Annotated in this window: 32 protein-coding genes; 31 read left to right on the top strand and 1 reads right to left on the bottom strand. The window is 55.6% G+C overall.

Translation table 11 applies throughout. From position 1 onward, the window contains the following. Positions 1 to 103: 103 nt before the first annotated feature. From tuf to IEV00_RS04470, 3 genes are all read left to right on the top strand, one after another. Positions 104 to 1,294 carry an elongation factor Tu gene (tuf, locus tag IEV00_RS04480; protein WP_188359090.1) on the top strand — a complete coding sequence of 397 codons (1,191 nt, stop codon included), beginning with the start codon at positions 104 to 106 and terminating at the stop codon, positions 1,292 to 1,294. Between the two features lie 795 nt (positions 1,295 to 2,089). Further along, a complete protein-coding gene (locus IEV00_RS04475) occupies positions 2,090 to 3,583 on the top strand; it encodes a GMC oxidoreductase (RefSeq protein WP_188359089.1) in 1,494 nt (497 codons plus the stop codon). A gap of 11 nt (positions 3,584 to 3,594) precedes the next feature. Beyond that, entirely contained in the window at positions 3,595 to 4,239 is a 645-nt protein-coding gene (locus tag IEV00_RS04470) for a hypothetical protein (protein WP_188359088.1), read from the top strand. A gap of 10 nt (positions 4,240 to 4,249) precedes the next feature. Here the strand turns inward: IEV00_RS04470 and IEV00_RS04465 are convergent, their stop codons facing one another. Continuing rightward, positions 4,250 to 7,429: a hypothetical protein gene (locus IEV00_RS04465; protein ID WP_188359087.1), complete on the bottom strand. Its 3,180-nt coding sequence runs from the start codon at positions 7,427 to 7,429 to the stop codon at positions 4,250 to 4,252. A gap of 479 nt (positions 7,430 to 7,908) precedes the next feature. Between IEV00_RS04465 and rpsJ the strand changes: the two genes are divergently transcribed. The 28 genes from rpsJ to rpsK all read left to right on the top strand — a co-directional run bounded on the left by rpsJ (position 7,909) and on the right by rpsK (position 23,515). Beyond that, positions 7,909 to 8,217, top strand: a complete 309-nt coding sequence (rpsJ, locus tag IEV00_RS04460) for a 30S ribosomal protein S10 (protein ID WP_188359086.1) — start codon at positions 7,909 to 7,911, stop codon at positions 8,215 to 8,217. Positions 8,218 to 8,231: 14 nt separating this feature from the next. After that, positions 8,232 to 8,888, top strand: coding sequence for a 50S ribosomal protein L3 (gene rplC, locus IEV00_RS04455; protein WP_188359085.1), 657 nt, complete (start codon positions 8,232 to 8,234; stop codon positions 8,886 to 8,888). A gap of 5 nt (positions 8,889 to 8,893) precedes the next feature. Further along, complete coding sequence (gene rplD, locus IEV00_RS04450) at positions 8,894 to 9,517, top strand: 50S ribosomal protein L4 (protein ID WP_188359084.1); 624 nt, start codon at positions 8,894 to 8,896, stop codon at positions 9,515 to 9,517. Further along, complete coding sequence (gene rplW, locus IEV00_RS04445) at positions 9,517 to 9,822, top strand: 50S ribosomal protein L23 (RefSeq protein WP_188359083.1); 306 nt, start codon at positions 9,517 to 9,519, stop codon at positions 9,820 to 9,822. Before rplD ends, rplW begins: the two co-directional genes overlap by 1 nt. Before the next feature lie 39 nt (positions 9,823 to 9,861). After that, a complete protein-coding gene (gene rplB, locus IEV00_RS04440; protein WP_188359082.1) occupies positions 9,862 to 10,698 on the top strand; it encodes a 50S ribosomal protein L2 in 837 nt (278 codons plus the stop codon). 12 nt (positions 10,699 to 10,710) lie between these two features. Continuing rightward, positions 10,711 to 10,992, top strand: a complete 282-nt coding sequence (gene rpsS / locus IEV00_RS04435; RefSeq protein WP_168614572.1) for a 30S ribosomal protein S19 — start codon at positions 10,711 to 10,713, stop codon at positions 10,990 to 10,992. Positions 10,993 to 11,055: 63 nt separating this feature from the next. Continuing rightward, positions 11,056 to 11,421 carry a 50S ribosomal protein L22 gene (rplV, locus tag IEV00_RS04430; RefSeq protein WP_188359081.1) on the top strand — a complete coding sequence of 122 codons (366 nt, stop codon included), beginning with the start codon at positions 11,056 to 11,058 and terminating at the stop codon, positions 11,419 to 11,421. Continuing rightward, on the top strand, positions 11,422 to 12,213 hold the full coding sequence (gene rpsC / locus IEV00_RS04425; protein WP_188359080.1) for a 30S ribosomal protein S3: 792 nt from the start codon (positions 11,422 to 11,424) through the stop codon (positions 12,211 to 12,213). Next, entirely contained in the window at positions 12,214 to 12,630 is a 417-nt protein-coding gene (gene rplP, locus IEV00_RS04420) for a 50S ribosomal protein L16 (protein WP_188359079.1), read from the top strand. 5 nt (positions 12,631 to 12,635) lie between these two features. Further along, positions 12,636 to 12,878, top strand: a complete 243-nt coding sequence (gene rpmC / locus IEV00_RS04415) for a 50S ribosomal protein L29 (RefSeq protein WP_188359078.1) — start codon at positions 12,636 to 12,638, stop codon at positions 12,876 to 12,878. Beyond that, positions 12,875 to 13,147, top strand: coding sequence for a 30S ribosomal protein S17 (gene rpsQ, locus IEV00_RS04410; protein ID WP_188359077.1), 273 nt, complete (start codon positions 12,875 to 12,877; stop codon positions 13,145 to 13,147). The genes rpmC and rpsQ overlap by 4 nt, the downstream gene beginning before the upstream one ends. 383 nt (positions 13,148 to 13,530) lie before the next feature. Continuing rightward, on the top strand, positions 13,531 to 13,902 hold the full coding sequence (rplN, locus tag IEV00_RS04405) for a 50S ribosomal protein L14 (protein ID WP_188359076.1): 372 nt from the start codon (positions 13,531 to 13,533) through the stop codon (positions 13,900 to 13,902). 3 nt (positions 13,903 to 13,905) lie between these two features. Further along, positions 13,906 to 14,241, top strand: a complete 336-nt coding sequence (rplX, locus tag IEV00_RS04400; protein WP_188359075.1) for a 50S ribosomal protein L24 — start codon at positions 13,906 to 13,908, stop codon at positions 14,239 to 14,241. Then, the gene (gene rplE / locus IEV00_RS04395) at positions 14,241 to 14,801 is read left to right on the top strand and encodes a 50S ribosomal protein L5 (RefSeq protein ID WP_188359074.1); all 561 of its coding nucleotides are present in this window, start codon (positions 14,241 to 14,243) and stop codon (positions 14,799 to 14,801) included. The genes rplX and rplE overlap by 1 nt, the downstream gene beginning before the upstream one ends. A gap of 77 nt (positions 14,802 to 14,878) precedes the next feature. Next, a complete protein-coding gene (gene rpsH, locus IEV00_RS04390) occupies positions 14,879 to 15,277 on the top strand; it encodes a 30S ribosomal protein S8 (RefSeq protein ID WP_188359073.1) in 399 nt (132 codons plus the stop codon). 25 nt (positions 15,278 to 15,302) lie between these two features. Then, positions 15,303 to 15,839, top strand: a complete 537-nt coding sequence (gene rplF, locus IEV00_RS04385) for a 50S ribosomal protein L6 (RefSeq protein ID WP_188359072.1) — start codon at positions 15,303 to 15,305, stop codon at positions 15,837 to 15,839. A gap of 2 nt (positions 15,840 to 15,841) precedes the next feature. After that, complete coding sequence (rplR, locus tag IEV00_RS04380) at positions 15,842 to 16,201, top strand: 50S ribosomal protein L18 (RefSeq protein ID WP_188359071.1); 360 nt, start codon at positions 15,842 to 15,844, stop codon at positions 16,199 to 16,201. Next, positions 16,201 to 16,887 (top strand): 30S ribosomal protein S5, encoded by a 687-nt coding sequence (gene rpsE, locus IEV00_RS04375; RefSeq protein ID WP_188359070.1) that lies wholly within the window; start codon positions 16,201 to 16,203, stop codon positions 16,885 to 16,887. Before rplR ends, rpsE begins: the two co-directional genes overlap by 1 nt. A gap of 3 nt (positions 16,888 to 16,890) precedes the next feature. After that, the gene (rpmD, locus tag IEV00_RS04370) at positions 16,891 to 17,097 is read left to right on the top strand and encodes a 50S ribosomal protein L30 (RefSeq protein WP_188359069.1); all 207 of its coding nucleotides are present in this window, start codon (positions 16,891 to 16,893) and stop codon (positions 17,095 to 17,097) included. A gap of 2 nt (positions 17,098 to 17,099) precedes the next feature. Beyond that, complete coding sequence (rplO, locus tag IEV00_RS04365) at positions 17,100 to 17,555, top strand: 50S ribosomal protein L15 (RefSeq protein ID WP_188359068.1); 456 nt, start codon at positions 17,100 to 17,102, stop codon at positions 17,553 to 17,555. 228 nt (positions 17,556 to 17,783) lie between these two features. After that, positions 17,784 to 19,094 (top strand): preprotein translocase subunit SecY, encoded by a 1,311-nt coding sequence (secY, locus tag IEV00_RS04360; protein ID WP_188359067.1) that lies wholly within the window; start codon positions 17,784 to 17,786, stop codon positions 19,092 to 19,094. Then, positions 19,091 to 19,654 (top strand): adenylate kinase, encoded by a 564-nt coding sequence (locus IEV00_RS04355; protein WP_188359066.1) that lies wholly within the window; start codon positions 19,091 to 19,093, stop codon positions 19,652 to 19,654. Before secY ends, IEV00_RS04355 begins: the two co-directional genes overlap by 4 nt. A gap of 91 nt (positions 19,655 to 19,745) precedes the next feature. After that, positions 19,746 to 20,582 (top strand): type I methionyl aminopeptidase, encoded by an 837-nt coding sequence (gene map, locus IEV00_RS04350; RefSeq protein ID WP_188359065.1) that lies wholly within the window; start codon positions 19,746 to 19,748, stop codon positions 20,580 to 20,582. Positions 20,583 to 20,652: 70 nt separating this feature from the next. Then, entirely contained in the window at positions 20,653 to 21,834 is a 1,182-nt protein-coding gene (gene rlmN / locus IEV00_RS04345; protein ID WP_188359064.1) for a 23S rRNA (adenine(2503)-C(2))-methyltransferase RlmN, read from the top strand. Between the two features lie 182 nt (positions 21,835 to 22,016). Beyond that, positions 22,017 to 22,238: a translation initiation factor IF-1 gene (gene infA, locus IEV00_RS04340; protein WP_188359063.1), complete on the top strand. Its 222-nt coding sequence runs from the start codon at positions 22,017 to 22,019 to the stop codon at positions 22,236 to 22,238. Between the two features lie 148 nt (positions 22,239 to 22,386). Then, entirely contained in the window at positions 22,387 to 22,500 is a 114-nt protein-coding gene (rpmJ, locus tag IEV00_RS04335) for a 50S ribosomal protein L36 (RefSeq protein WP_188359062.1), read from the top strand. Between the two features lie 169 nt (positions 22,501 to 22,669). Beyond that, a complete protein-coding gene (gene rpsM / locus IEV00_RS04330; RefSeq protein WP_188359061.1) occupies positions 22,670 to 23,038 on the top strand; it encodes a 30S ribosomal protein S13 in 369 nt (122 codons plus the stop codon). Between the two features lie 72 nt (positions 23,039 to 23,110). Next, the gene (gene rpsK, locus IEV00_RS04325) at positions 23,111 to 23,515 is read left to right on the top strand and encodes a 30S ribosomal protein S11 (protein WP_188359060.1); all 405 of its coding nucleotides are present in this window, start codon (positions 23,111 to 23,113) and stop codon (positions 23,513 to 23,515) included. The last annotated feature ends 76 nt before the right edge of the window (positions 23,516 to 23,591 follow it).

Here is a 23,591-nt window from a genome sequence, read left to right as displayed (position 1 = left end):
ATCGGCGTAATCCGCTAATGTAGACGCTAGACCGTTTAATTACGGACTGCGCCGGTGAGAAACCCGAGTGCATTTTTTCAAAATCGTTCTAGGAGGAACACCCTTGGCTAAGGCTAAGTTCGAGCGCTCCAAGCCTCACGTAAACGTTGGTACCATCGGTCACGTTGACCACGGTAAGACCACCCTGACCGCTGCAATCTCCAAGGTTCTGGCAGACAAGTACCCCGACCTCAACGAGCAGCGCGACTTCGGTATGATCGACTCCGCTCCCGAGGAGCGCCAGCGCGGTATTACCATTAACATTGCTCACATTGAGTACCAGACCGAGAAGCGCCACTACGCACACGTTGACGCTCCCGGCCACGCTGACTACGTCAAGAACATGATCACCGGTGCTGCTCAGATGGACGGCGCAATCCTCGTGGTTGCTGCTACCGACGGCCCCATGGCTCAGACCCGTGAGCACGTTCTGTTGGCTCGCCAGGTTGGCGTTCCCAGCCTGCTCGTGGCTCTGAACAAGTCCGACATGGTTGAGGACGAAGAACTCCTCGACCTGGTTGAGATGGAAGTTCGCGACCTGCTCTCCTCGCAGGAGTTCGACGGCGACAACGCTCCCGTTATCCGCGTTTCCGCTCTGAAGGCTCTCGAAGGCGATCCCGAGTGGGTTGCTAAGGTTGAGGAACTCATGGAAGCTGTCGATGAGTACATCCCCGATCCGGTTCGTGAGACCGACAAGCCCTTCCTGATGCCCATCGAGGACGTCTTCACCATTACCGGTCGCGGTACCGTTGTTACCGGCCGTGCAGAGCGCGGTACCCTCGCAATCAACTCTGAGGTTGAGATCGTTGGTATCCGCCCCATCCAGAAGACCACCGTTACCGGTATCGAGATGTTCCACAAGCAGCTCGACGAAGCATGGGCAGGCGAGAACTGCGGTCTGCTGCTTCGCGGTCTGAAGCGTGACGACGTTGAGCGTGGTCAGGTTGTTGTAGCTCCCGGCTCCATCACCCCCCACACCGACTTCGAGGCTAACGTCTACATCCTGTCCAAGGATGAGGGTGGCCGTCACAACCCCTTCTACTCCAACTACCGTCCTCAGTTCTACTTCCGTACCACTGACGTAACCGGTGTTATCACCCTCCCCGAGGGCACCGAAATGGTTATGCCTGGCGACAACACTGAGATGACCGTTGAGCTCATCCAGCCCATCGCTATGGAAGAGGGCCTCGGCTTCGCTATCCGTGAGGGTGGCCGCACCGTTGGTTCAGGTCGCGTTACCAAGATCATCAAGTAAGTTTGAGATCTTTCGCGAACTGGCTGTAGCTAGTTAGAAAAATCCCCCGGCTGTATGCCGGGGGATTTTTCTGTTTAAGGCTGAGCTTCCCCTGCTCAGGAGCCGGGTTATAGGCAGAAAAGCGTGTCTAGCCCGGGGTGCCTCACCTGAGAAAGTGGCAGAAAAGCGGTTCACTAACGTGTTGGGCGTTTATCGAGAATGGGGCCAATGTACTGAGTCGCCGCTTCGGTTGCATATCGCCGTTTCAGCGACGTTTCGCCGGTTCGTGACCGGCGAAACGTCGCTGAAACGGCGACTCAATGAGACAGTGGCAACTGCACATGCTGCCATGATCGCCGAGCGGCCATTTTTAGACCGTTTTTCTCCGATTTTTGGTATAAAAATGGCCTCTCGCTGAAGCTCGATAGGTAAAGTACACGTTTCTTCTTGTCGGGCTGGCGTAGGTACACCTGTATTCCCTGGGTACACGTCTAGACGTGTACCCAGGGAATACAGGTGTACCTTTGGCCTTTCAACCGGGCTTTGCTTGTACCTTAGGTCTATCTACAGGAATCTAGGTGTACGGGAGTTTGTTTCCGCAGGTAATCCAGGAATGCTCCATATCGCAGGTGCTGGGTTTGGGGTGTTGGGGACATACTTTTCTGCCTATAACCCAGAGTTTCCGCTACTCAGGAGCCGGATTCTGGACAAAAGGCCGTTTATCTACCGGTTCTTTGCACAGAAGCCGGCTCCTGAGCATTTATGATGTTAGTGTCACCTTATTCGGGTGGCATGAATCACAAAGGAACCACAAAAATGAATATTGGAATCATAGGCTCAGGCTATGGAGGCGCTGTTGCGGCTCTCCGCCTGGCAGAACAGGGATATGACGTCGACGTCATTGAAATGGGTGTGGACTGGGAGACCATGCCTAAGAAAAACGGGCTCGTCTTTACCAAGATGACAGCTCCCAACGAGCGGTCAATGTGGTTTAAGACCAAGACCCAGATGCCGTTTGGGCGTCTATTCGATATTCCCCTGATTGATAAAAATATCGGTTGGGGCGCCGGAGTTTTAGACGTGGAAAACTTCGGCTTTATGAATGTTTACCTGGGGCACGGCGTTGGCGGCGGCTCGTTGGTGAACGGAGGCATGGCGGTTGTTCCCCGGCAGTCCTACTTTAGAAAAATCCTGCCGCAGATTGACGCCGGTGAAATGTTCGCCAAGTATTTTCCCCGGGCAAATGACACCTTGGGCGTCGCTGAACCACCGAGAGACATAATCGGCGCCTCTAAATACTACAACTTCGCTCGAGTGGCAGCTAACCAGGCCGTTAAGGCAGGCTTTCAGACTGCCTTTGTACCGAATGTCTACGACTGGGACTACATGCGCCAAGAGAGCTTCAATAACGTTGAGCGCTCAGCCCTGAATGGTCAGGTGATCTTTGGCAATGACCACGGTAAGAAAACCCTTCCCAAGACCTACTGGGCAAAGGCTAAAGCCACCGGAAAGGTGCATCTTAAACCGCTGACCGAAGTTCTGAGCATCACCCAGAACCCAGATAATACCTTTACCCTCAAAACCAAAACTATCGACTTCGATGGTAGGGTCTTGAAAAATGAAGAGCTTACCTACGACCGCCTGATTATGGCGGCGGGTAGTATCGGCACGAGCAAACTGCTGGTTCGAGCGAAGAATACCGGCACTATCAAAAATCTTCCCAATGAAACCGGTAAACGCTGGGGCCCGAACGGAAACGTGATGGTGGCCCGCAATATGGGCACTGCTACCGGCGTTTACCAGGCAGGAATACCTGCTATGGGCGTGACAAACTGGGATGATTCGCCCAATTCGGTCTTTGCTGAGATCGCTCCTTTCCCCGCCGGTATAGAGCTAAAAACCGGCCTCTACCTGGCGATTACAGAGAACCCGACCCTGGGTGAATTTACCTGGAACGGGGCAGACCAGTCGGTGGGACTGAACTGGACCCAGCAAATGTCGGCTCCCTCGGTGGCAGCGGCTAAGGCTTTTATGGAGAAAATGAACGCTGCTAATAGGGGAACCAGCAACCGTTCGGATCTCTTCGAAGACAACAAGGCATTCTCGGACTACTTCAGCTACCACCCACTGGGCGGAATGATTATTGGTGAAGCTACCGATCTCAACGGTGAGGTAAAGGGCGTGCCGAATCTCTTTGTGATGGATGGTTCGCTTATTCCTGGTCGAATCGGTGTGAACCCGTTTGTGACCATTACTGCGCTTGCTGAGCGCAATATCGATAAGCTCATTAGCGCTAGAAAGTTTGGGTAAGGGGAAAGCTGATGATTCACGACATGAAGAAAGTTCAGGTAACACGACGTCAGGCTTTGCTGGCCTCCGCTTGTGCGCTGCCCGCGGCTTTGCTCCCAGCAATAACCCCGGCATTTGCTGATGTGGTCTTTGCTGGGGAGGCCGGCGGAATCTCCATCGAGGTGGCGGACCCACCCATTAATTGGGACTCTTATGAGCCGAACTACACCCTGGCCATTTACAACGGTCAGAACGGAGACCAGGTGGGCGACAAGGAGCTGGGCTACGGCTGCCTTCCTCAGAATCTTGTGCTGACCAATAAGGGAACTTCCCCCGTTTCGGGAATCAGCGGCACCTTCTCCCTGCAGATGAGGGATCTAGGAACCGACGCAAAATCTTCGGCTGGAACCGATGCTACGAGGGCGACCTCTAACGGTCGTGAAGGTTTCACCGTGGTTGATACCCACAGCAAAAATTCAAACGGCGGTGGAGTATTCACCTGGAGATACGCGGGTACCGTGCAGCCGGGGGAGAGGGTTGAGCTTCCGCTCAAGTACTACGTGAACTACCCCTTCGCTAACGTCGATTATGAGGTGTTGCTGACCGCTAGTGTAGACGGTCAGGACGACGCCGCTAGTCGGCTGGGTACTGTCAAAGGATTTGCCTACTACTGGTAAAAACTAGTATTTATTCAGTCGGACGGCTGCTACCCCTACCCTGTTTGTGCTGGCTGGGGTAGTAGCCGTATTCGGTAGTGGCGGCTTGTTGTTTTACCTGTTCAGAAGACGTTTTAGCCCAGGGAATAACCGGTGAAGCGTCAGTTGAGGGCCGGGCAAAAACTGCTGAATTTGCTGGCTCATCATCTGATCTTGAGAGCAGTCGCCAAATTACCAGGCCAATAAGAATTGCACCCAAAATAAAGAGAGTAATTGCGTTCAGGCTGCCGAGTAACCAGAGCACCTGGACCGTGATGAGAACGGCGCTGGAAATAATCAGCGTTTTGTTGAGGGCGTAGCTACTGGAAGCAACGAGTACAACCGAGACGGTAATGAAGAAAGCAATGGAAACCCAGCTATAGATGTAGCTTGCCGGTACAAACCAGAGGGTAGTCAGCGCCTGTACCGCGAAAGCCCACCAGAGGTAAGGAACCGCCTGTTTCCGCCCCCGGGGCTTGGACGAACGGGGAACCAGAGCCGAGATAATCAGAACCAGCACAGTAAATTCGGAGAGCACTAATCCCGCTGGGAAATCACTGACGGCCACCATAACCCGAATAATGGCGAGGAAAGTTCCGATAACAGCGAGGGGAGCTCTGAAGGAAGCTGGCACCTGAATACACCAGAGTGCGGTGAGAATAATGATTTGGGTGGCGGCCCACCAGTCATTGATAAACGCGTTGGTGATAAGAAGGGCTATCAGCAAGCTGAGGAGCAGAGCAAGAATCATGCCCGGAGTATTGAACCTGCCCCAGAGCGAGGCCTGCTGCCTAGAATTCTGAGGTTTCGTATAAAAATGCGGAAACCCGGCTGCAAGAAGTTTGGCTAGCACAAAAGCTATGAGCCCCATCTCGAAATTAAACAGGAAGGTGGGTTCTGCCTCTGCTGCTCGTAGAAGATAGGGCACCCCCAGCATAAAGGCATTTGCTAATGCAAGGCCCAGAAACGCATCACAGGCCCCTTTTTTACGTTTCCACCAGAGGAGTGCAGGTAGCAGGGGAGTGACTGCAATGTAGAGGGTGGAAACCACCGAAAGGTCAGCTTCAACGGTAAAGGATCCAATCGAGATTAATAATGAGGAACCGAGGAAAACCAGACCGAGAATAGTTTCGATGAGGGGGAACCGTGATGAGGCAGAGCCCCGATCATACATGAACCAAGAAGCGAGCGAGAGCACAATACCGATAGTGAGCAAAGCATCGATGAGTACTTCTTCTGAAAAATCCTGCTGAACCAGAATGTCAAGGGCTGCAATAACAAACAGTACCCGGGCACAGACGCTGCAGAAAATCAGCGGAATATCGGGGATGAGGCGGGGGAGAACCACATGAAGGACTGCCAAAAGACCGATAATAACCAGGCTGAGTAGGAGGTTAAAGCCAAAGACAAAACTCAGCACCACCGCCACTAGCCAGCTACCGTGGGCGACAAAGATATTGCTCAGTCGTTCTGCCGGGGTCTGAGCAAAAGGCTTTTGAGGGTGCTCGCTCACCTCTGTTTGCACGAGTGCCTGGGCAAGAAGAAAGACCGCAATCATGGTCAGCGACAGGTAAATGGCAACGGCCAGTGTCAGCGCAGCGGAGATTAGCGTGAATTCGAAGGTCTCAAGAGCACCCACCATATTTTCCCGCCGAGAGGCGATCAGCATGGTGGAAAAACCGGTCACCGTGACAAGGATCCAGACTAGCGTCTGGGGAAATAGGGTATTGCCGACAGAGTGTACCCGCGAAAGAACCACAGCTTGCCACAGGCCGAGGGCAGAAACGCAGATGGCGAAGATAAGGGCTATGTAGCCACTGTCTAGAGCTGGAACACTCAACCACACCGCTATTAAGCAGGCTAGAACGGCCAGAGAAATTGAAAGAACTCGGAGGACTGCGCGGAGGGCAGCGCTCTTCTGAGAGAGCACCCAAAAGGCCAGAGCTGCGCTGAGGAGAACAAACGGTAGACCTGCGTAGAGAAGCGGTAGGCCGGTGAGCACAGTTGCTGTAGAAATCAGTATGAGGGCCGTCTTGAAAGGTAGCTTACCGGCTACACAGGCCAAAACAAGGATGAGCACCACAGGAATAATCCAGGCAGGTAACAGTAAGCCCTCCCCGTTTTTAGGCAGTGCCCAGAAGTAGGAGAAACTGCCCCGGGCAGAAGTCTCAGGTGTTGCGTACCTGCCCAGGAAGAATAGATGCCCAAAAATTCCGCAGCAGGTAGCGACCAGAGATCCTGCCAGTGTCACCCCGGTGTCTTGAAGATAACTGATGGGTTCAATCGACAGCTTGAAAAAGAGAATGGCAAGGGCAGAGAGGGCCAGAACCACAGCAATCGCATCAAAGACCACGAAGGAAAGGTGCTCGTACCTAGAGGTTTCAAATACATACAGGGCAGCAAAAGAAACGGCTAAGAGCGGGTACAGCCTAAACTGCAGGTAGATCCAGAGATCAACCGGTTTGCGCAAAAAGACACAGCTATAGATGCTGGCAAGGGCAAAAATAACTGCCAGCTCCCAGAGCTCAAAGCGGGCGTTCAAGGTCAGCGCGGCGATGGAGGTTACCGGTACAAAAATCCGAGAGGCATCGAGAAAGCCCCGTGTGATGGGAGTAGGAAGATAGCGGGGGAAAGCCCTCAAAAACAGTCCCAGCACAGTAGCCAGCGCCAAGAGCGCAATGAAATACCAGATCAGGGGTAAATTAAGTACTTTGGTGGCAGAGAGCGTATCAGAAACCAAAAACGTGATTACGAGGTAGGCCATCGCGCGTACCCGCATGAGCGCCGTCCCCAACAATATCGCACCGGTTCCTACCAGCGAGGTCATTAACCAGATCACCGGGCCGTCGTGGTAGACCATCCGGTAGACGGCTAAGCCGGTGAGAGGAATCAGCGCAATACCCGTTGCGGTAAACGAGTACGAAGCGAGCCTAAGCTTCGGAACCCACAGGTAGGTGGAAATACCCGAAGCATAAAAAAGGATGGTTCCCAAGAGCAAAGCAGCCAAACTGAGAACAGGCGAAGAAGCAGTTGCCACCAGTAGAGCGGCTGCACCTACCAGGAGCAGGGCACCGACATAGAGAAGAACATTGAGAGCAAAATTCTCAAATGACCTTTTGCGTGTGGGCGCTTTCGGAGTTTTAACAGCGTTATTGGGGCTGGGAATACTCATCCTCGAAATACTCTCACAATAAATTTTTAGGGGAACCATAAAAGCTGATCTTTACCTCTCAAATCTAGCCCATCGAGAAGCAAAAAATACCTCAATGAGGACTCAACCTGTGAAACCAGGCACTTTGAGAAAATAAAGGTTGCGTGCAGGTAAGGCGTCTGTAAGAATAGAACACGTTGTTCAAGCGTTTTTGTCTCCAAATTCCCGGCTTCAACACCCGGTTGATCAAGCAGACAGAAACCCAAATATGACCCGGTTCCGACAGATCAAGGGATAATTGCGCTTATTAAGCGCGACACGCCCGAGTTCGGGGGTCGGTGCTTGGGCGGGTTGAGGAACCCGGAAAAATCCGGATTCAGCTCGTTACAGGCGGCGCGAAAGCAGTAGCACCACACAGTGCGAAAACTTTACCTTAAGCGCCACACAAAGGGGGCAAAAGCCCCGTTACAGGGAAGTAGACAAGAAAGAGAGTCCGACAGATGGCGGGACAGAAAATCCGCATCCGTCTGAAGTCATACGACCACGAGGTCATTGATTCTTCAGCTCGGAAAATCGTTGAGACAGTTACGCGTGCAGGCGCGACGGTAGTTGGCCCGGTGCCGCTGCCCACCGAAAAGAACGTTTACTGTGTTATCCGTTCGCCTCACAAGGACAAGGACAGCCGCGAGCATTTCGAAATGCGTACGCACAAGCGTCTGATCGACGTCGTTGATCCGACCCCTAAGGCTGTTGATGCCCTCATGCGTCTTGACCTTCCGGCAGACGTGAACATCGAAATCAAGCTGTAGAGGATCGCATCTAAATGACTAACAAAAATGAGCGCCAGGTGAAGGGCCTGCTGGGCACCAAGCTCGGCATGACTCAGATCTGGGACGAGAACGGCAAGTTTGTGCCCGTTACCGTTGTCAAGGCTGATTCAAACGTCGTCACCCAGCTGCGCAACAATGAAACCGATGGCTACGAAGCTATCCAGATCGGTTTCGGTTCCATTGAAGCTCGTAAGGTAACCAAGCCCCTGGCTGGTCACTTCGAGAAGGCTGGTGTAACCCCCCGCCGTCACCTCGTCGAAATTCGCACTTCTGATGCTGCAGAGTACTCCCTCGGTCAGGAACTGAGCGTAGAGCTCTTCGAAGAAGGCCAGAAGGTCGACGTAGTTGGTAAGACCAAGGGTAAGGGCTTCGCAGGTGTAATGAAGCGTCACGGCTTCGCAGGTGTTGGCGCATCACACGGTCAGCACAAGAACCACCGTAAGCCCGGTTCCATCGGTGGCGCATCCTACCCCGCACGTGTGTTCAAGGGTATGCGTATGGCTGGCCGTATGGGCGCAGCTCGTCACACCACTTTGAACCTGACTATCCAGGGTGTAGATACCGAAAACAACGTTCTTCTGATCAAGGGTGCAATCCCCGGTTCTAAGGGCGGCGTTGTTCTGGTTCGCACCGCTGTGAAGGGAGCCTAATCACAATGGCTGTCAAGACTGTCAAGGTAGACCTGCCTGCTGACCTGTTCGATGCACAGGCATCCGTGCCTCTGCTGCACCAGGTCGTTGTAGCTCAGCTCGCTGCAGCACGCCAGGGTACCCACAAGACCAAGAACCGCGGCGAAGTTTCCGGCGCAGGTCGTAAGCCTTTCAAGCAGAAGGGCACCGGCCGCGCACGTCAGGGCTCCATCCGCGCCCCCCACATGACCGGTGGTGGCGTCGTCCACGGCCCGACCCCGCGTAACTACGCTCAGCGTACCCCCAAGAAGATGATTGCAGCTGCACTGCGCGGCGCTCTCTCTGACCGCGCCCGTAACGGTCGCGTTCACGTTGTAGAGAACCTGGTTGAGGGCACCAAGCCTTCCACCAAGGCAGTAAAGGCATCACTTGCTTCGCTGACCGACCGCAAGAACGTTCTGATTGTTATCGATCGCAAGGAAGACGTTGTTGCACTGTCAGCACGCAACCTGGTAAACACCCACGTTATCTACGCAGATCAGCTGAACACCTACGATGTTCTGGTTTCCGATGACGTTGTTTTCACCAAGGATGCATACGACGTATTCGTCGCAGTTGCTTCTAAGGCTAAGAAGGAGGCCGCTAAGTAATGAGCGTCTCTATCAACAAGGATCCCCGCGACGTGATTATCGCTCCCGTCGTGTCGGAAAAGAGCTACGGTCAGCTCGACGAGGGTAAGTACACCTTCATCGTTGACCCCCGCTCCAACAAGCTGGAAATCAAGCAGGCTATCGAAAGCATTTTCGATGTCAAGGTTGCTTCCGTCAACACCGCAAACCGCGTGGGCAAGCGCAAGCGCACCCGCTTCGGTTGGGGTGCTCGTAAGAACACCAAGCGCGCGATTGTGACCCTCAAAGAAGGCACCATCGACCTCTTCGGCGGTCCGGCAGCATAAGCAGCCGGAGACCACTTTAGCGAAGGAAAGAAATACTAAATGGGTATTCGTAAACACAAGCCGACGACCCCGGGTCGCCGCGGTTCGAGCGTTTCCGACTTCACCGAAGTCACTCGTTCAACCCCGGAGAAGTCCCTGCTTCGTCCGCTGCACAAGACCGGTGGCCGTAACAACACCGGCCGCATCACCACTCGTCACAAGGGTGGTGGCCACAAGCGCCAGTACCGTCTGATCGACTTCCGTCGTCACGACAAGGACGGCGTCAACGCACGCGTTGCACACATCGAGTACGATCCCAACCGTACCGCTCGTATTGCACTGCTGCACTATGTTGATGGCACCAAGCGTTACATCATCGCTCCCAACAAGCTGAACCAGGGCGACATCGTCGAGTCAGGTCCTTCCGCGGATATCAAGCCCGGCAACAACCTGCCCCTGCGTAACATCCCTGTTGGTACCGTGATTCACGCTGTAGAGCTTCGCCCCGGCGGCGGCGCTAAGATGGGTCGCTCCGCAGGCGCTTCCATCCAGCTCGTTGCTAAGGAAGGCAAGTACGCTCAGCTGCGTCTGCCCTCCGGCGAAATCCGCAACGTTGACGTTCGTTGCCGCGCAACCGTCGGTTCCGTTGGCAACGCAGAGCAGTCCAACATCAACTGGGGTAAGGCTGGTCGCAACCGCTGGAAGGGCATCCGCCCGACCGTTCGCGGTGTCGTCATGAACCCCGTTGATCACCCCCACGGTGGTGGTGAAGGTAAGACCTCCGGTGGTCGCCACCCGGTTAACCCCAACGGTAAGCCCGAGGGTCGTACCCGTCGCCCCAACAAGGAAAGCGACAAGCTCATTGTTCGTCGCCGTCGTACTGGCAAGAAGCGCTAAGGAGCCTGAAACATGCCTCGTAGTTTGAAGAAGGGCCCTTTCGTTGATCAGCACCTTTTCCTGAAGGTTGCAGCTCAGAACGAGAAGGGCACCAAGAACGTAATCAAGACTTGGTCCCGCCGCTCGATGATTATCCCCGACATGCTCGGACACACCATCGCAGTGCACGACGGACGCAAGCACGTACCCGTGTTCATCACTGAGTCGATGGTCGGCCACAAGCTCGGCGAGTTTGCACCGACCCGCACTTTCCGTGGCCACGTGAAGGACGACCGTAAGGGTAAGCGTCGCTAATATCGGGTTACCGATATTAAGCAACGTTTAACCTTTCGGCACAAGACGAAAGAAAGTTAGGCAATGGAAGCTAAGGCATCAGCGCGCTATGTACGCGTAACGCCTATGAAGGCACGCCGCGTCGTCAACCTGATCCGTGGTAAGCAGGCGGAAGAGGCTCTGGCGATTCTGAAGTTCGCTCCTCAGGGCGCTTCAGAACCGGTATTCAAGATTGTTGCATCGGCTGTTGCAAACGCTCGCCAGAAGGCAAACACCGAGGGTGTTTCCTTCAAGGAAGAAGAGCTTTTCATCAGCGAAGCATATGTGGATGAAGGCCCCACCATGAAGCGTTTTCAGCCTCGTGCACAGGGTCGCGCATACCGCATCAACAAGCGCACCAGCCACATCACTGTGGTAGTCGCTACCCCGGAGAAGGAGGAGGGCCGATAAATGGGTCAGAAAATTAACCCCAACGGTTTCCGACTTGGCATCACTACCGGACACGTCTCCAAGTGGTTCGCAGATTCCAACAAGGAAGGCGAGCGCTACGCTGACTTCGTTCGCGAAGACGTCAAGATTCGCGAGCTCCTCTCAGAGGGTATGGAGCGCGCAGGTATCGCTAAGGTAGAGATCGAGCGTACCCGTGACCGTGTACGTGTGGACATCCACACCGCACGCCCCGGTATCGTCATCGGTCGCCGCGGCGCAGAAGCTGACCGCATTCGCGGTGAGCTGGAGAAGCTGACCGGCAAGCAGATTCAGCTGAACATCCTCGAGGTTGCTCAGCCCGATCTCTCCGCTCAGCTGGTTGCACAGGGTATTGCCGAGCAGTTGGCATCCCGTGTTGCATTCCGCCGCGCTATGAAGAAGGCAATCCAGTCCGCACAGCGTGCAGGCGCTAAGGGTATTCGTATCCAGTGCTCCGGCCGCCTGGGTGGCGCTGAAATGTCCCGTTCAGAGTTCTACCGCGAAGGTCGTGTGCCCCTGCACACCCTGCGTGCGAACATCGATTACGGTTTCTTCGAAGCAAAGACCACCTACGGCCGTATTGGTGTGAAGGTTTGGATCTACAAGGGCGACTTGACCGATAAGGAACTTGCTGCACAGCAGGCTACCTCAGGTAACCGTCGTGGCCGTGACGGCGATCGTCGTCGTGGCAACCGTGGTCCCCGTCGCGAACGCCGTAACGACAACGCTTCAGCAAACACTGAAGCCAAGACTACAGAAAACGGTGAGGCATAAATGCTTATTCCCCGTCGAGTAAAGTACCGCAAGCAGCACCATCCCAAGCGCACCGGCTACGCCAAGGGTGGCAACACCGTGGCATTCGGTGAGTGGGGTATTCAGGCACTGACTCCTGCATACGTCACCAACCGCCAGATTGAAGCTGCACGTATTGCAATGACCCGTCACATCAAGCGCGGCGGTAAGGTGTGGATTAACATCTTCCCCGACCGTCCCTTGACCAAGAAGCCTGCTGAAACCCGTATGGGTTCCGGTAAGGGTTCACCCGAATGGTGGGTTGCTAACGTCAAGCCCGGTCGAGTCATGTTTGAACTCTCCGGTGTATCCGAAGAAGTGGCTCGCGAGGCTATGCGCCTGGCAATCCACAAGCTCCCGATGAAGGCACGCGTAGTGCGTCGCGAAGGTGGTGAGTAAGCGAAATGGCAGTTGGATCAAAGGATCTGAGCATCGACAAGCTCGTTGAGCTGAACGATGAGGCTCTGGCAGAAGAGCTGCGTAAGTCGAAGGAGGAACTGTTCAACCTCCGTTTCCAGGCAGCCACCGGTCAGCTTGAAAATCCCGGACGTATTCGTTCCGTAAAGCGCGATATTGCACGTATTTACACCGTGCTGCGCGAGCGTGAACTCGGTATTCGTCCCTCAACCGAAGGTGAAACCAAGTGAGCGAAGTAAAGACTGAAGAGCGCGGCTACCGCAAGACTCGTCGCGGCTACGTTGTCTCCGACAAGATGGACAAGACCGTAGTCGTTGAAATCGAGGAGCGCGTTAAGCACGCACTGTACGGTAAGGTTATGCGCCGTAGCGCAAAGCTCAAGGCACACGATGAGCAGAACACCGCTGGTGTTGGCGACTTCGTGTTGCTGGCAGAGACTCGTCCGCTGTCTGCTTCCAAGCGCTGGCGCGTTGTCGAGATTCTCGAGAAGGCTAAGTAAGTCTTTCTGAGACTCTGACCAAGAGCGAAGATAAGGGGCCTCTCCTAACGAAAGTTAGGGGAGGCCCTGTGCTTTCCCTCATAAACTACTGCAATTTCGCGGAATATCGGCCAGAATTGACTCTGGTCATTCTTTATTGCTAGGCGAAAACCTGGTAGAATTTTGACTCTGTGTGGCGTCACGGCCGCATGTAATTCAGATTTTCGTGCCAAAGCATAATGTCCGCACCGCGGGTGATACCCGCTGCTCAGCGGGTTCAAATGTTCCTGGCATGGTTATCTGCGGTAAGAGGGTCTCTTCTTACCAACATCCCGTAAAAATGTTCCGCAAGGCTGGCTCACAAGATACCGTGCAGTCGGAACCGGCGAGACGACAGGAGAAATATGATTCAGCAGGAGTCACGACTCAAGGTCGCTGACAACACCGGTGCGAAGGAAATCCTGACCATCCGTGTTCTCGGTGGATCCAAGCGTCGTTACGCAGGCATTGGCGACATCATTGTCGCAACCGTCAAGGATGCAATTCCCGGCGGTACCGTAAAGAAGGGTGACGTCGTCAAGGCAGTCATCGTTCGCACCAAGAAGGAAACCCGTCGCCCCGACGGTTCCTACATCAAGTTCGATGAGAACTCAGCAGTCATCATCAAGAACACCGATGGTGACCCCCGCGGCACCCGTATCTTCGGACCCGTAGGTCGCGAACTTCGCGATAAGAAGTTCATGAAGATTATCTCTCTCGCTCCGGAGGTGCTGTAACTCATGGCTAAGATCAAGTCAGGTGACCTGGTACAGGTTATTTCCGGCGCTGACAAGGGTAAGCAGGGCAAGGTTCTGCGCGTCTTCCCCAAGACCAACCGCGTCATCGTCGAAGGTGTCAAGATCATCACCAAGCACAACAAGGCTAACCCGATGACCGGCGCTGCCGGTGGCATCGAAAAGGTTGAGGCTCCGATCCACATCTCTAACGTGGCAATCGTTGATCCCGAGACCAAGAAGCCCACCCGTGTTGGTTTCCGCCTCGAAACTGTTGAGCGCAATGGCAAGGATCGCACCGTTCGCGTACGCGTTGCCAAGAGCTCAGGTAAGGACATCTAATGACCGAAACCAAGATCACCCCTCGTTTCAAGACTAAGTTCAACGAAGAGGTTACTCCGGCACTGCAGGAGCAGTTCAACTACTCCAACGTGATGCAGGCACCGAAGATCGTCAAGGTTGTTGTTAACATGGGTGTTGGCGAAGCTGCTCGCGACGCTAAGCTCATTGACGGCGCAATCCGCGACCTCACCGCCATCACCGGTCAGAAGCCCGTTGTTAACCGTGCAAAGAAGTCAATTGCACAGTTCAAGCTTCGTGAAGGTATGCCCATCGGCGCGCACGTCACCCTCCGTGGCGACCGCATGTGGGAATTCCTCGACCGTCTGATCACCCTCGCTCTGCCCCGTATCCGCGACTTCCGCGGCCTCTCGGACCAGCAGTTCGACGGTAACGGTAACTACACCTTCGGTCTGACCGAGCAGTCCATGTTCCACGAAATCGATCAGGATTCCATCGATCGTGTTCGCGGTATGGACATCACCATTGTTACCTCCGCAAAGACCGACGAAGAAGGCCGCGCTCTCATTAAGGCGCTCGGCTTCCCGTTCAAGACTAAGTAACGACTACGTTGTAGGTCCCTCCCGCTAGAGAATAGCAAAGGGTGAGGAAACCATAACGAGGAAGGGCTCAGCCCACCATGACTATGACAGATCCTGTCGCAGATATGCTGACTCGTTTGCGCAACGCAAACTCGGCACATCACGACTCCGTATCTATGCCTTTCTCCAAGCTCAAGGGTCGCATTGCTGAGATCCTCAAGGCTGAAGGCTACATCGCTGATTTCAAGGTAGAGGACGCCAAGGTCGGTAAGACCCTGACCCTCGAACTGAAGTTCGGCCCCCAGCGTGAGCGCTCCATTGTTGGCGTTCGTCGTATTTCCAAGCCGGGTCTGCGTGTATACGCAAAGTCCACCAACCTGCCTCAGGTACACGGTGGCCTCGGTATCGCAATCCTGTCAACCTCTTCAGGTCTGCTGACTGACAAGCAGGCTGCGAAGAAGGGTGTTGGCGGCGAAGTCGTCGCTTACATCTGGTAGTCGGTAGAAGAGAAAGGAAGAGTAAATGTCACGTATTGGACGTCTCCCCATCTCGGTTCCTGCCGGCGTTGAGGTAAAGATTGACGGCAACCTGGTTTCCGTGAAGGGTCCCAAGGGCGAACTGTCCCGCGAGATCTCAGCACCGATCACCGTTGCTCAGGAAGACGGCGTTATCACCGTCTCTCGTCCGAACGACGAGCGCGAGTCCCGTGCCCTGCACGGCCTGTCCCGCTCACTGATCAACAACATGATCATCGGCGTAACCGAGGGTTACACCAAGAAGCTGGAAATCGTTGGTACCGGTTACCGCGTAATGGCAAAGGGCTCAGACCTGGAGTTCGCTCTGGGCTACTCCCACCCCATCTCCGTGAAGGCACCCGAGGGTATCACCTTCGCAGTTGAGGGCACTAACAAGCTGTCTGTTTCCGGTATCGAGAAGCAGCTGGTTGGTCAGGTTGCCGCTAACATCCGTGGTCTCCGTAAGCCCGATCCCTACAAGGGCAAGGGTGTTCGCTACGAAGGCGAGCATATCCGCCGCAAGGTCGGAAAGGCTGGTAAGTAATAATGGCTATCAAGTCAAAGGCAGCTGCACGCGCACGCCGTCACGCACGCGTTCGCAAGTACGTATCTGGCACCGCTGCACGTCCGCGTTTGAGCGTTACCCGCTCTACCCGCCACATGTTCGTTCAGGTAATCGACGACGTCAAGGGCCACACCCTGGCCTACGCTTCCACCATGGAAGCAGACCTGCGTAACGCTGACCTGGATAAGACTGCTAAGGCAAAGCGCGTTGGCGAGCTCGTAGCAGAGCGCGCTAAGGCAGCAGGCATCGAGGCTGTTGTATTCGACCGCGGTGGTAACAAGTACCACGGTCGCGTTGCAGCTGTAGCTGAAGGTGCACGCGAAGGAGGTCTGGCACTCTAATGAGCGAGCAGGCAGTAAACGAAAAGGAAACTCAGGTGACTGAAGCAACCGCAGAAGCAGTTGAAACCACCGAGAACTCCTCCGCACGCGAAGAGCGCCGCAACAACCGCGGTGAGCGTCGTGGCAACCGTGGCGAGCGTCGCAACAACCGCCGCGAAGAGGAGAAGGACAAGTTCATCGAGCGCGTTGTAACCATCAACCGCGTTTCCAAGGTCGTCAAGGGTGGTCGTCGCTTCAGCTTCACCGCGCTTGTTGTTGTTGGTGACGGTAACGGTATGGTTGGCGTTGGCTACGGTAAGGCTAAGGAAGTCCCCGCAGCTATCTCCAAGGGCGTTGAGGAAGCAAAGAAGAACTTCTTCCGCGTTCCCCGCGTTGAAGAGCGCACCATTCCCCACCGTGTTCAGGGTGAGGATGCTGCAGGCGTTGTGATGCTTCGCCCCGCAACCGCAGGTACCGGTGTTATCGCCGGTGGCCCTGTGCGCGCGGTACTTGAAGCAGCAGGTATTCACGACGTGCTCTCCAAGTCCCTCGGTTCCTCGAACCAGATCAACATCGTGCACGCAACCATTGCTGCTCTCAAGGAACTTGAAGAGCCCGCAGCTGTTGCAGCACGTCGCGGTCTGCCCAAGGACGAGGTTATCCCGAGCTTCTTGCTCAACCCCAAGTCCGAAAAGGCAGGTGCGTAAGTTATGGCTAAGCGTATTCAGCCCAGCGACGCAAAGCTTGAGATTACTCAGCTCAAGTCTTACGTCGGCGAGAAGCAGAACATGCGCGACACCCTTCGTTCCCTGGGCCTCAAGCGCCCCGGTAACAAGGTAGTTCGCACTGCAGACCCCGTCACCGTTGGCATGGTTAACACCGTTGCTCACCTGGTGAAGGTTGAGGAGGTCAAGTAAAGATGGCAGAGCACAACGACGCTATCAAGATTCACGATCTGCGCCCGGCACCGGGTGCCCACAAGGCAAAGACCCGCGTTGGCCGCGGTGAAGGCTCCAAGGGTAAGACTGCAGGTCGCGGTACCAAGGGTCAGAAGGCTCGTTACCAGGTTAAGGCTGGTTTCGAGGGCGGTCAGCTTCCGCTGCACATGCGCCTTCCGAAGCTTCGCGGCTTCCACAACCCCTTCCGTACCGAGTACCAGGTTGTTAACCTGGACCGCATTGCGGAACTCTTCCCCGAGGGTGGCGACGTCACCGTTGAGGCTCTCGTAGCGAAGGGTGCAGTTCGTAAGAACGAGCTGGTTAAGGTTCTTGGCAATGGCGAAATTTCCGTCAAGGTCAATGTAACCGTAGACAAGGCTTCCAAGTCTGCAATCGAGAAGATTGAGGCTGCTGGCGGTTCTGTAACCGTCAAGTAAGTGCTTGTGAGAACTGAATAGTTCGCATCAAACGGGTGGGCCCCGGTAGTTTTCTGCCGGGGCTCACCCGTTTTTATGTGAATTCACACCGGCCCTCTAGCTTCAGGGTATGACTGAAAAGCCCTCTTGAGGTTAGACTAGGAAAGACTGTGTACTTCACACCCTAATTTTTTCTGCCCAATCTCAGGGCGGGGGAGTGAGTCTAAACAAAATTTTTCAGGAGGACATGTGCTGAGCGCGTTCGGACGGGCGTTTAAGACCCCCGATTTGCGGCGTAAGCTGTTGTTCACCGTGAGCATTATCGTGATTTACCGCCTGGGCGTTTTCATTCCCGCCCCCGGTGTGTCATTTGAAAACGTTCAGCAGTGTCTTGCACTGGGTGGAGCAACCGGCGGAGTCTACGACATTGTCAATCTCTTCAGCGGTGGTGCTCTGCTTCAGCTGTCGATTTTTGCTCTCGGTGTGATGCCGTATATTACCGCTTCTATTATTGTGCAGCTGTTGCGCGTGGTAATTCCGCGTTTCCAGGAACTACACGAAGAGGGCGCCCAGGGCCAGACCAAGCTGACCCAGTACACCCGTTACCTGACCATCGCACTGGCTCTGCTGAACTCCACCACCGTGGTGACCATGGCTCGTTCAGGCGCGCTCTTGGGCGACTGTCCGGTGCCGATTATCCCCGACGACGGTATCTTCAATATTCTGCTGATTATCGTTGCCCTGACCGCCGGTACCGGCGTGATTATGTGGCTGGGTGAGCAGATTACCGAAAAGGGCGTGGGCAACGGTATGTCCCTGCTAATTTTCACCTCGATTGCTTCGGCCTTCCCCGGTGCTATGGGAGAGATTGGCCGCACCCAGGGCTGGACTATCTTTGCCGCCGTCTGCGCCATTGGCCTGCTGGTGATTATCGCGGTGGTCTTTGTGGAGCAGTCCCAGCGCCGCATTCCCGTGCAGTATGCCAAGCGCATGGTGGGCCGCCGCACCATTGGCGGTACCTCCACCTATATCCCGCTGAAGGTCAACATGGCGGGCGTGATTCCGCTGATCTTCGCGTCGTCCTTGCTCATGCTGCCCGGTCTGATCGCCAACTTCAACACCCCGCAGGACGGCTCACTGCCCCCGAACTGGGTGCTGTGGATTAACCAGTATCTGGTGACCGGCGACCACCCGCTCTACATGCTTCTCTACTTCCTGCTCATTCTGGGCTTCGCCTACTTCTACGTATCGATTACCTTCAACACCGAAGAAGTTGCCGGCAACATGAAGAAGTACGGCGGCTTTATTCCCGGTGTTCGCGCGGGCCGACCCACCGAGCAGTACCTCTCCTACGTGTTGAACCGTATTACCTTACCCGGCGCTCTCTATCTGGCCGTCATCGCTATGATTCCGCTGATCGCCCTGGTAATGTTCAACGCTAACCAGAACTTCCCGTTCGGCGGCTCATCGCTGCTGATCGTGGTCGGCGTTGGTCTTGACACCGTCAAGCAGATCGACGCTCAGCTACAACAACGTAACTACGAAGGATTGCTGCGATGAATCGTTTGCTCATTATTGGCCCTCCCGGTGCAGGCAAGGGAACTCAGGCTGTCAAGATTGCCGAGAACCTGTCTATTCCCGCTATTTCAACCGGCGATATCTTCCGTAAGAACATCAAGGAAGAAACCGAGCTGGGTAAGGAAGCCAAGTCTTACATCGACTCCGGTAACCTGGTGCCCGATTCGGTGACCAACAAGATGGTGCGTTCGCGTTTGAGCGAGGACGACGCCGCGAACGGCTTCCTGCTGGACGGCTACCCTCGCAACACCGCCCAGGTTCACGAGCTGGACTCCATTCTCTCTGACCTGTCTCAGGAGATTGACCGGGTACTGTTGCTAGTTGCCGATAACGACGAGCTGGTGCAGCGCCTGCTCAACCGCGCAGCCGAGCAGGGCCGCAGCGATGACAACGAAGAGGTCATCCGCCACCGCCTGAAGGTCTACGAAAAAGAAACCGAGCCCCTGCTGGCTATCTACCGCGAACGCGGTTTGGTCAAGGAGGTCAACGGTCTGGGCGAGATCGATGAGGTCACCCAGCGAATTCTTGAGGCCCTCAAGTAAATGAGATGTTTGTGCCCCCGGTCATTGCGGGGGCACTGCTCTTTTAAGCATGATTGATAAGTTTGCCCCTGTTGCGCGTGATGAGGAGAGTATGCGACGCATTGAACTAAAGACTGATGCCCAGCTGGCCTGGATGGCTCGGGCGGGTGTAATTACCTCGCGTGCCCTGGACGCCGCCGTGGCGGCGGTTGCCCCCGGCAAGACCACCGCTGAGCTCGATGCGGCTTTTCGCGAAGTGATCGCAGAGAACGGTGCGACCTCTAACTTCCTCGGCTACTACGACTATCCGGCAATGATCTGTGCCTCGGTCAATGATGAAGTGGTGCACGGTATCCCCGGTGAGCGCGTGCTTCAAGACGGTGACATGATCTCCATTGACGGCGGCGCTGTGGTGACTGACCCGGCAACGGGCAAGACCTGGAACGGCGATTCCGCCCGCACCGCTATGGTGGGCCAAGCCAGCGCCGAGCGCCGGGAGCTCTCCGAAATTACCCGGGCCGCTATGTGGCACGGTATCGCTGCCGCCGCCTCTGCCAAGAAGGTGGGGGAGATCGGCGTGGCTATCGAAGATTTTGTGCGCAGCGAAACCGGCGAGAAGTACGGCATTATTGAGGACTTCGTGGGTCACGGTATCGGCACCCAGATGCACATGGCCCCCGACGTGCTCAACTACGCCGCCCGAGATTTGGGCCCGCGCATTAAGAAGGGCATGGCTTTGGCCATCGAACCCATGCTGGTAACGGGCTCCATTGAGACCCACGTTCTTGACGACGACTGGACCATCAAAACCAACGACGGTGGAGACGCCTGCCAGTGGGAGCACTCGGTAGCCTTCCACTCCGAGGGCATCTGGGTGCTCACCGCCGAAGACGGCGGCGCATCCGAGCTCTCCAAACTCGGCGTGACCGTCAAGCCCATTCCTGCCTAAACCAAGAGAGTCTTTGCATCCCCGCCCAGACCTCCGCCGCTCAGCCCACCTTTCGACGAAAGGAAAACCCATGACCGAGACAACCACCAAGGTTCCGGTTGAAATTTCCAGTATTCGCCCCGAACCCGGCAAGATTGCGCTGAAAGCTCCCCGCCGGGAACAGCCGCCCAAGCACATTGCTGACTTCGACATGGCAGGCCGCAAGGCCTTTCTTGAGGAGCTGGGCTACAAGGGCTTCCGCGCCTCCCAGCTTTCAAAACACTACTTTGAACGTCTGGTCACCGACCCCGCGCAGATGACAGACCTGCCCGCGGCCGAACGCGAAGAGATGGTTTCCCGAGCTATGCCCCAGCTGCTGACCCCGGTGCGTACTTTGGAGGCGGACGGCGGCGACACCCTGAAGGTGGTTCACCGCCTCTTTGACGGCGCGCTGATTGAGTCGGTAATTATGCGCTATGACAACCGCGTGACCATGTGTATCTCTTCGCAGGCAGGCTGCGGTATGAACTGCCCCTTCTGCGCCACCGGCCAGCAGGGCCTCACCCGCAACCTCTCCACCGCTGAAATCGTGGAGCAGGTGGTTGCCGGTGCCCGCTACCTGAAGCAGATGAAGAACCTACAGCAGGCAGAAGACGGCCCCGAAGACACCCGGCCCCTGCGCGTTTCCAACATCGTCTTTATGGGTATGGGCGAGGCCCTGGCCAACTACAAGCGCACCATGGGCGCCGTTCACCGCCTGGTTGACTCCTCTCCTGAGGGCCTGGGTATTTCTGCTCGCGGTCTGACCATGTCTACCGTGGGACTGGTACCGGGCATGCGTAAGTTCGAGATGGAGGGTCTGCCCATCACCCTGGCGCTTTCCCTGCACGCCCCCGACGACGAACTGCGCGATGAGCTCATTCCCATCAACACCCATTGGAAGGTCGACGAGACCCTGGACGCCGCCTACTCCTACTACCGTAAGACCGGCCGTCGAGTCTCCATCGAGTACGCCCTGATTCGTGACATCAACGACCAGGGCTGGCGGGCCGACCTGCTGGGCAAGAAACTTGCCTCCCGCGGCCGCGGCTGGGTGCACGTGAACCCCATCCCGCTCAACCCCACCCCCGGCTCCAAGTGGACAGCCTCCCGCCCCGGCGTCGAACAGAACTTCGTGGAGCGCCTGCGCGCCCACGGAATACCGGTGACGGTGCGGGATACCCGCGGTTCCGATATTGACGGCGCCTGTGGCCAGCTGGCAGCGCAGGAGTAGAGCACAGTAGCTCGGAAAACCGTGCTTCATTGTGACGCAAAACCTGTTAACTTTTAAGGCGTTTTCCCGTACACTTATTTGTTGGTTGTCTCTGCCGTGCCTAAAAACAGGTGGAGGCTCCATCAAACATTTATGTTCATTGCCCCTCACGGATGTTTGGGGCACCGACGTTAGCGGAGGATATGGCCAAGAAAGACGGCGTCATTGAGGTTGAAGGATCTGTAGAAGAAGCCCTGCCCAACGCGATGTTCCGTGTTGAGCTGGACAACGGACACAAGGTTCTTGCACACATCTCAGGAAAGATGCGTCAGCACTACATTCGAATTCTTCCTGAGGACCGAGTGGTAGTGGAACTGTCTCCTTACGACCTTTCCCGCGGTCGTATCGTCTACCGCTACAAGTAAACACAGGCAAACGCCGCACCATGTTGCGGCGTTTACTCAGTGTAAAAGGGGATAACGTGCTCTAGCTCTGGGCTAACCAGAGTGAAGAAACCTCTATCCTCGCAAGTTAAGTCCATGCAAATAATTGCAATCAACGCAAAGGAATGCGATGAAGGTCAAGCCGAGCGTTAAGCCGATCTGCGATAAGTGCAAAGTGATCCGCCGTAACGGTGTGGTCATGGTGATCTGCGAAAACCCGCGCCACAAGCAGCGTCAGGGCTAATTAGCTTCTTTCGACTGTTGAAATTGATATAGGCACCGCTCCGGGAAATCTCCCCTGAAGAGGAGATAGACCGGATACCTCCGGACACAGAGGCCGGGGACCGGCACCAGATAAAAATAGCCGGGCAGTGATGCCACAGACCTCTGAAGAAATAAGGAGAACAGCCACTATGGCACGTCTCGCTGGAGTCGATCTTCCCCGCGAAAAGCGCGTGGAAGTAGCTCTTACTTACATCTACGGCGTGGGCAAGACCCGTGCTCACGAAGCTCTCGAAGCAACCGGTGTTAGCCCCGACATCCGCGTCAAGGATCTCACTGACCCCCAGCTCGTAGCACTTCGTGACTTCATCGAAGGTAACTACAAGGTTGAAGGTGACCTCCGCCGTGAGGTTGCAGCTGATATCCGCCGCAAGGTTGAAATCGGTAGCTACCAGGGTCTGCGTCACCGTCGCGGTCTTCCCGTACACGGTCAGCGCACCAAGACTAACGCTCGTACCCGCAAGGGTCCCAAGCGTACTGTCGCTGGTAAGAAGAAGTAATCACGCGTTGACTCTGTTCAGCATGTCTTTGCTGGGCCAACGCTTCACTAAAACTTTGTAGGAGAATCAATAATGCCTCCCAAGACTCGCGCAGCGGCACGTAAGACTGGCCGCCGCAAGGTAAGCAAGAATATTGTTGCCGGTCAGGCACACATCAAGTCAACCTTCAACAACACCATCGTGTCTGTAACCGACCCGACCGGTGCTGTTATCTCCTGGTCATCCGCAGGCGAAATGGGCTTCAAGGGCTCCCGTAAGTCCACCCCCTACGCTGCACAGATGGCTGCTGAGACCGCTGCAAAGCGCGCTCAGGAACACGGTGTTCGCAAGGTAGACGTTTTCGTTAAGGGCCCCGGCCCCGGTCGCGAAACCGCAATCCGCTCACTTCAGGCTACCGGCCTTGAGGTTGGCTCGATTTCGGACGTCACCCCCGTTGCTCACAACGGTTGCCGTCCCCCGAAGCGTCGTCACGTCTAATTGATGCCGTCTCCCGGAAGACTCCGGGCGGTTACCCAGCCTAAGGCTTGGTGATCATTGGACAGACTGCTTTGTC

This window comes from Rothia aerolata, from assembly GCF_014635585.1.
Classification (GTDB): domain Bacteria; phylum Actinomycetota; class Actinomycetes; order Actinomycetales; family Micrococcaceae; genus Rothia; species Rothia aerolata.
Note: the sequence above shows the minus strand (reverse complement) of the source record. Positions and strands in the feature narration are given on the sequence as shown.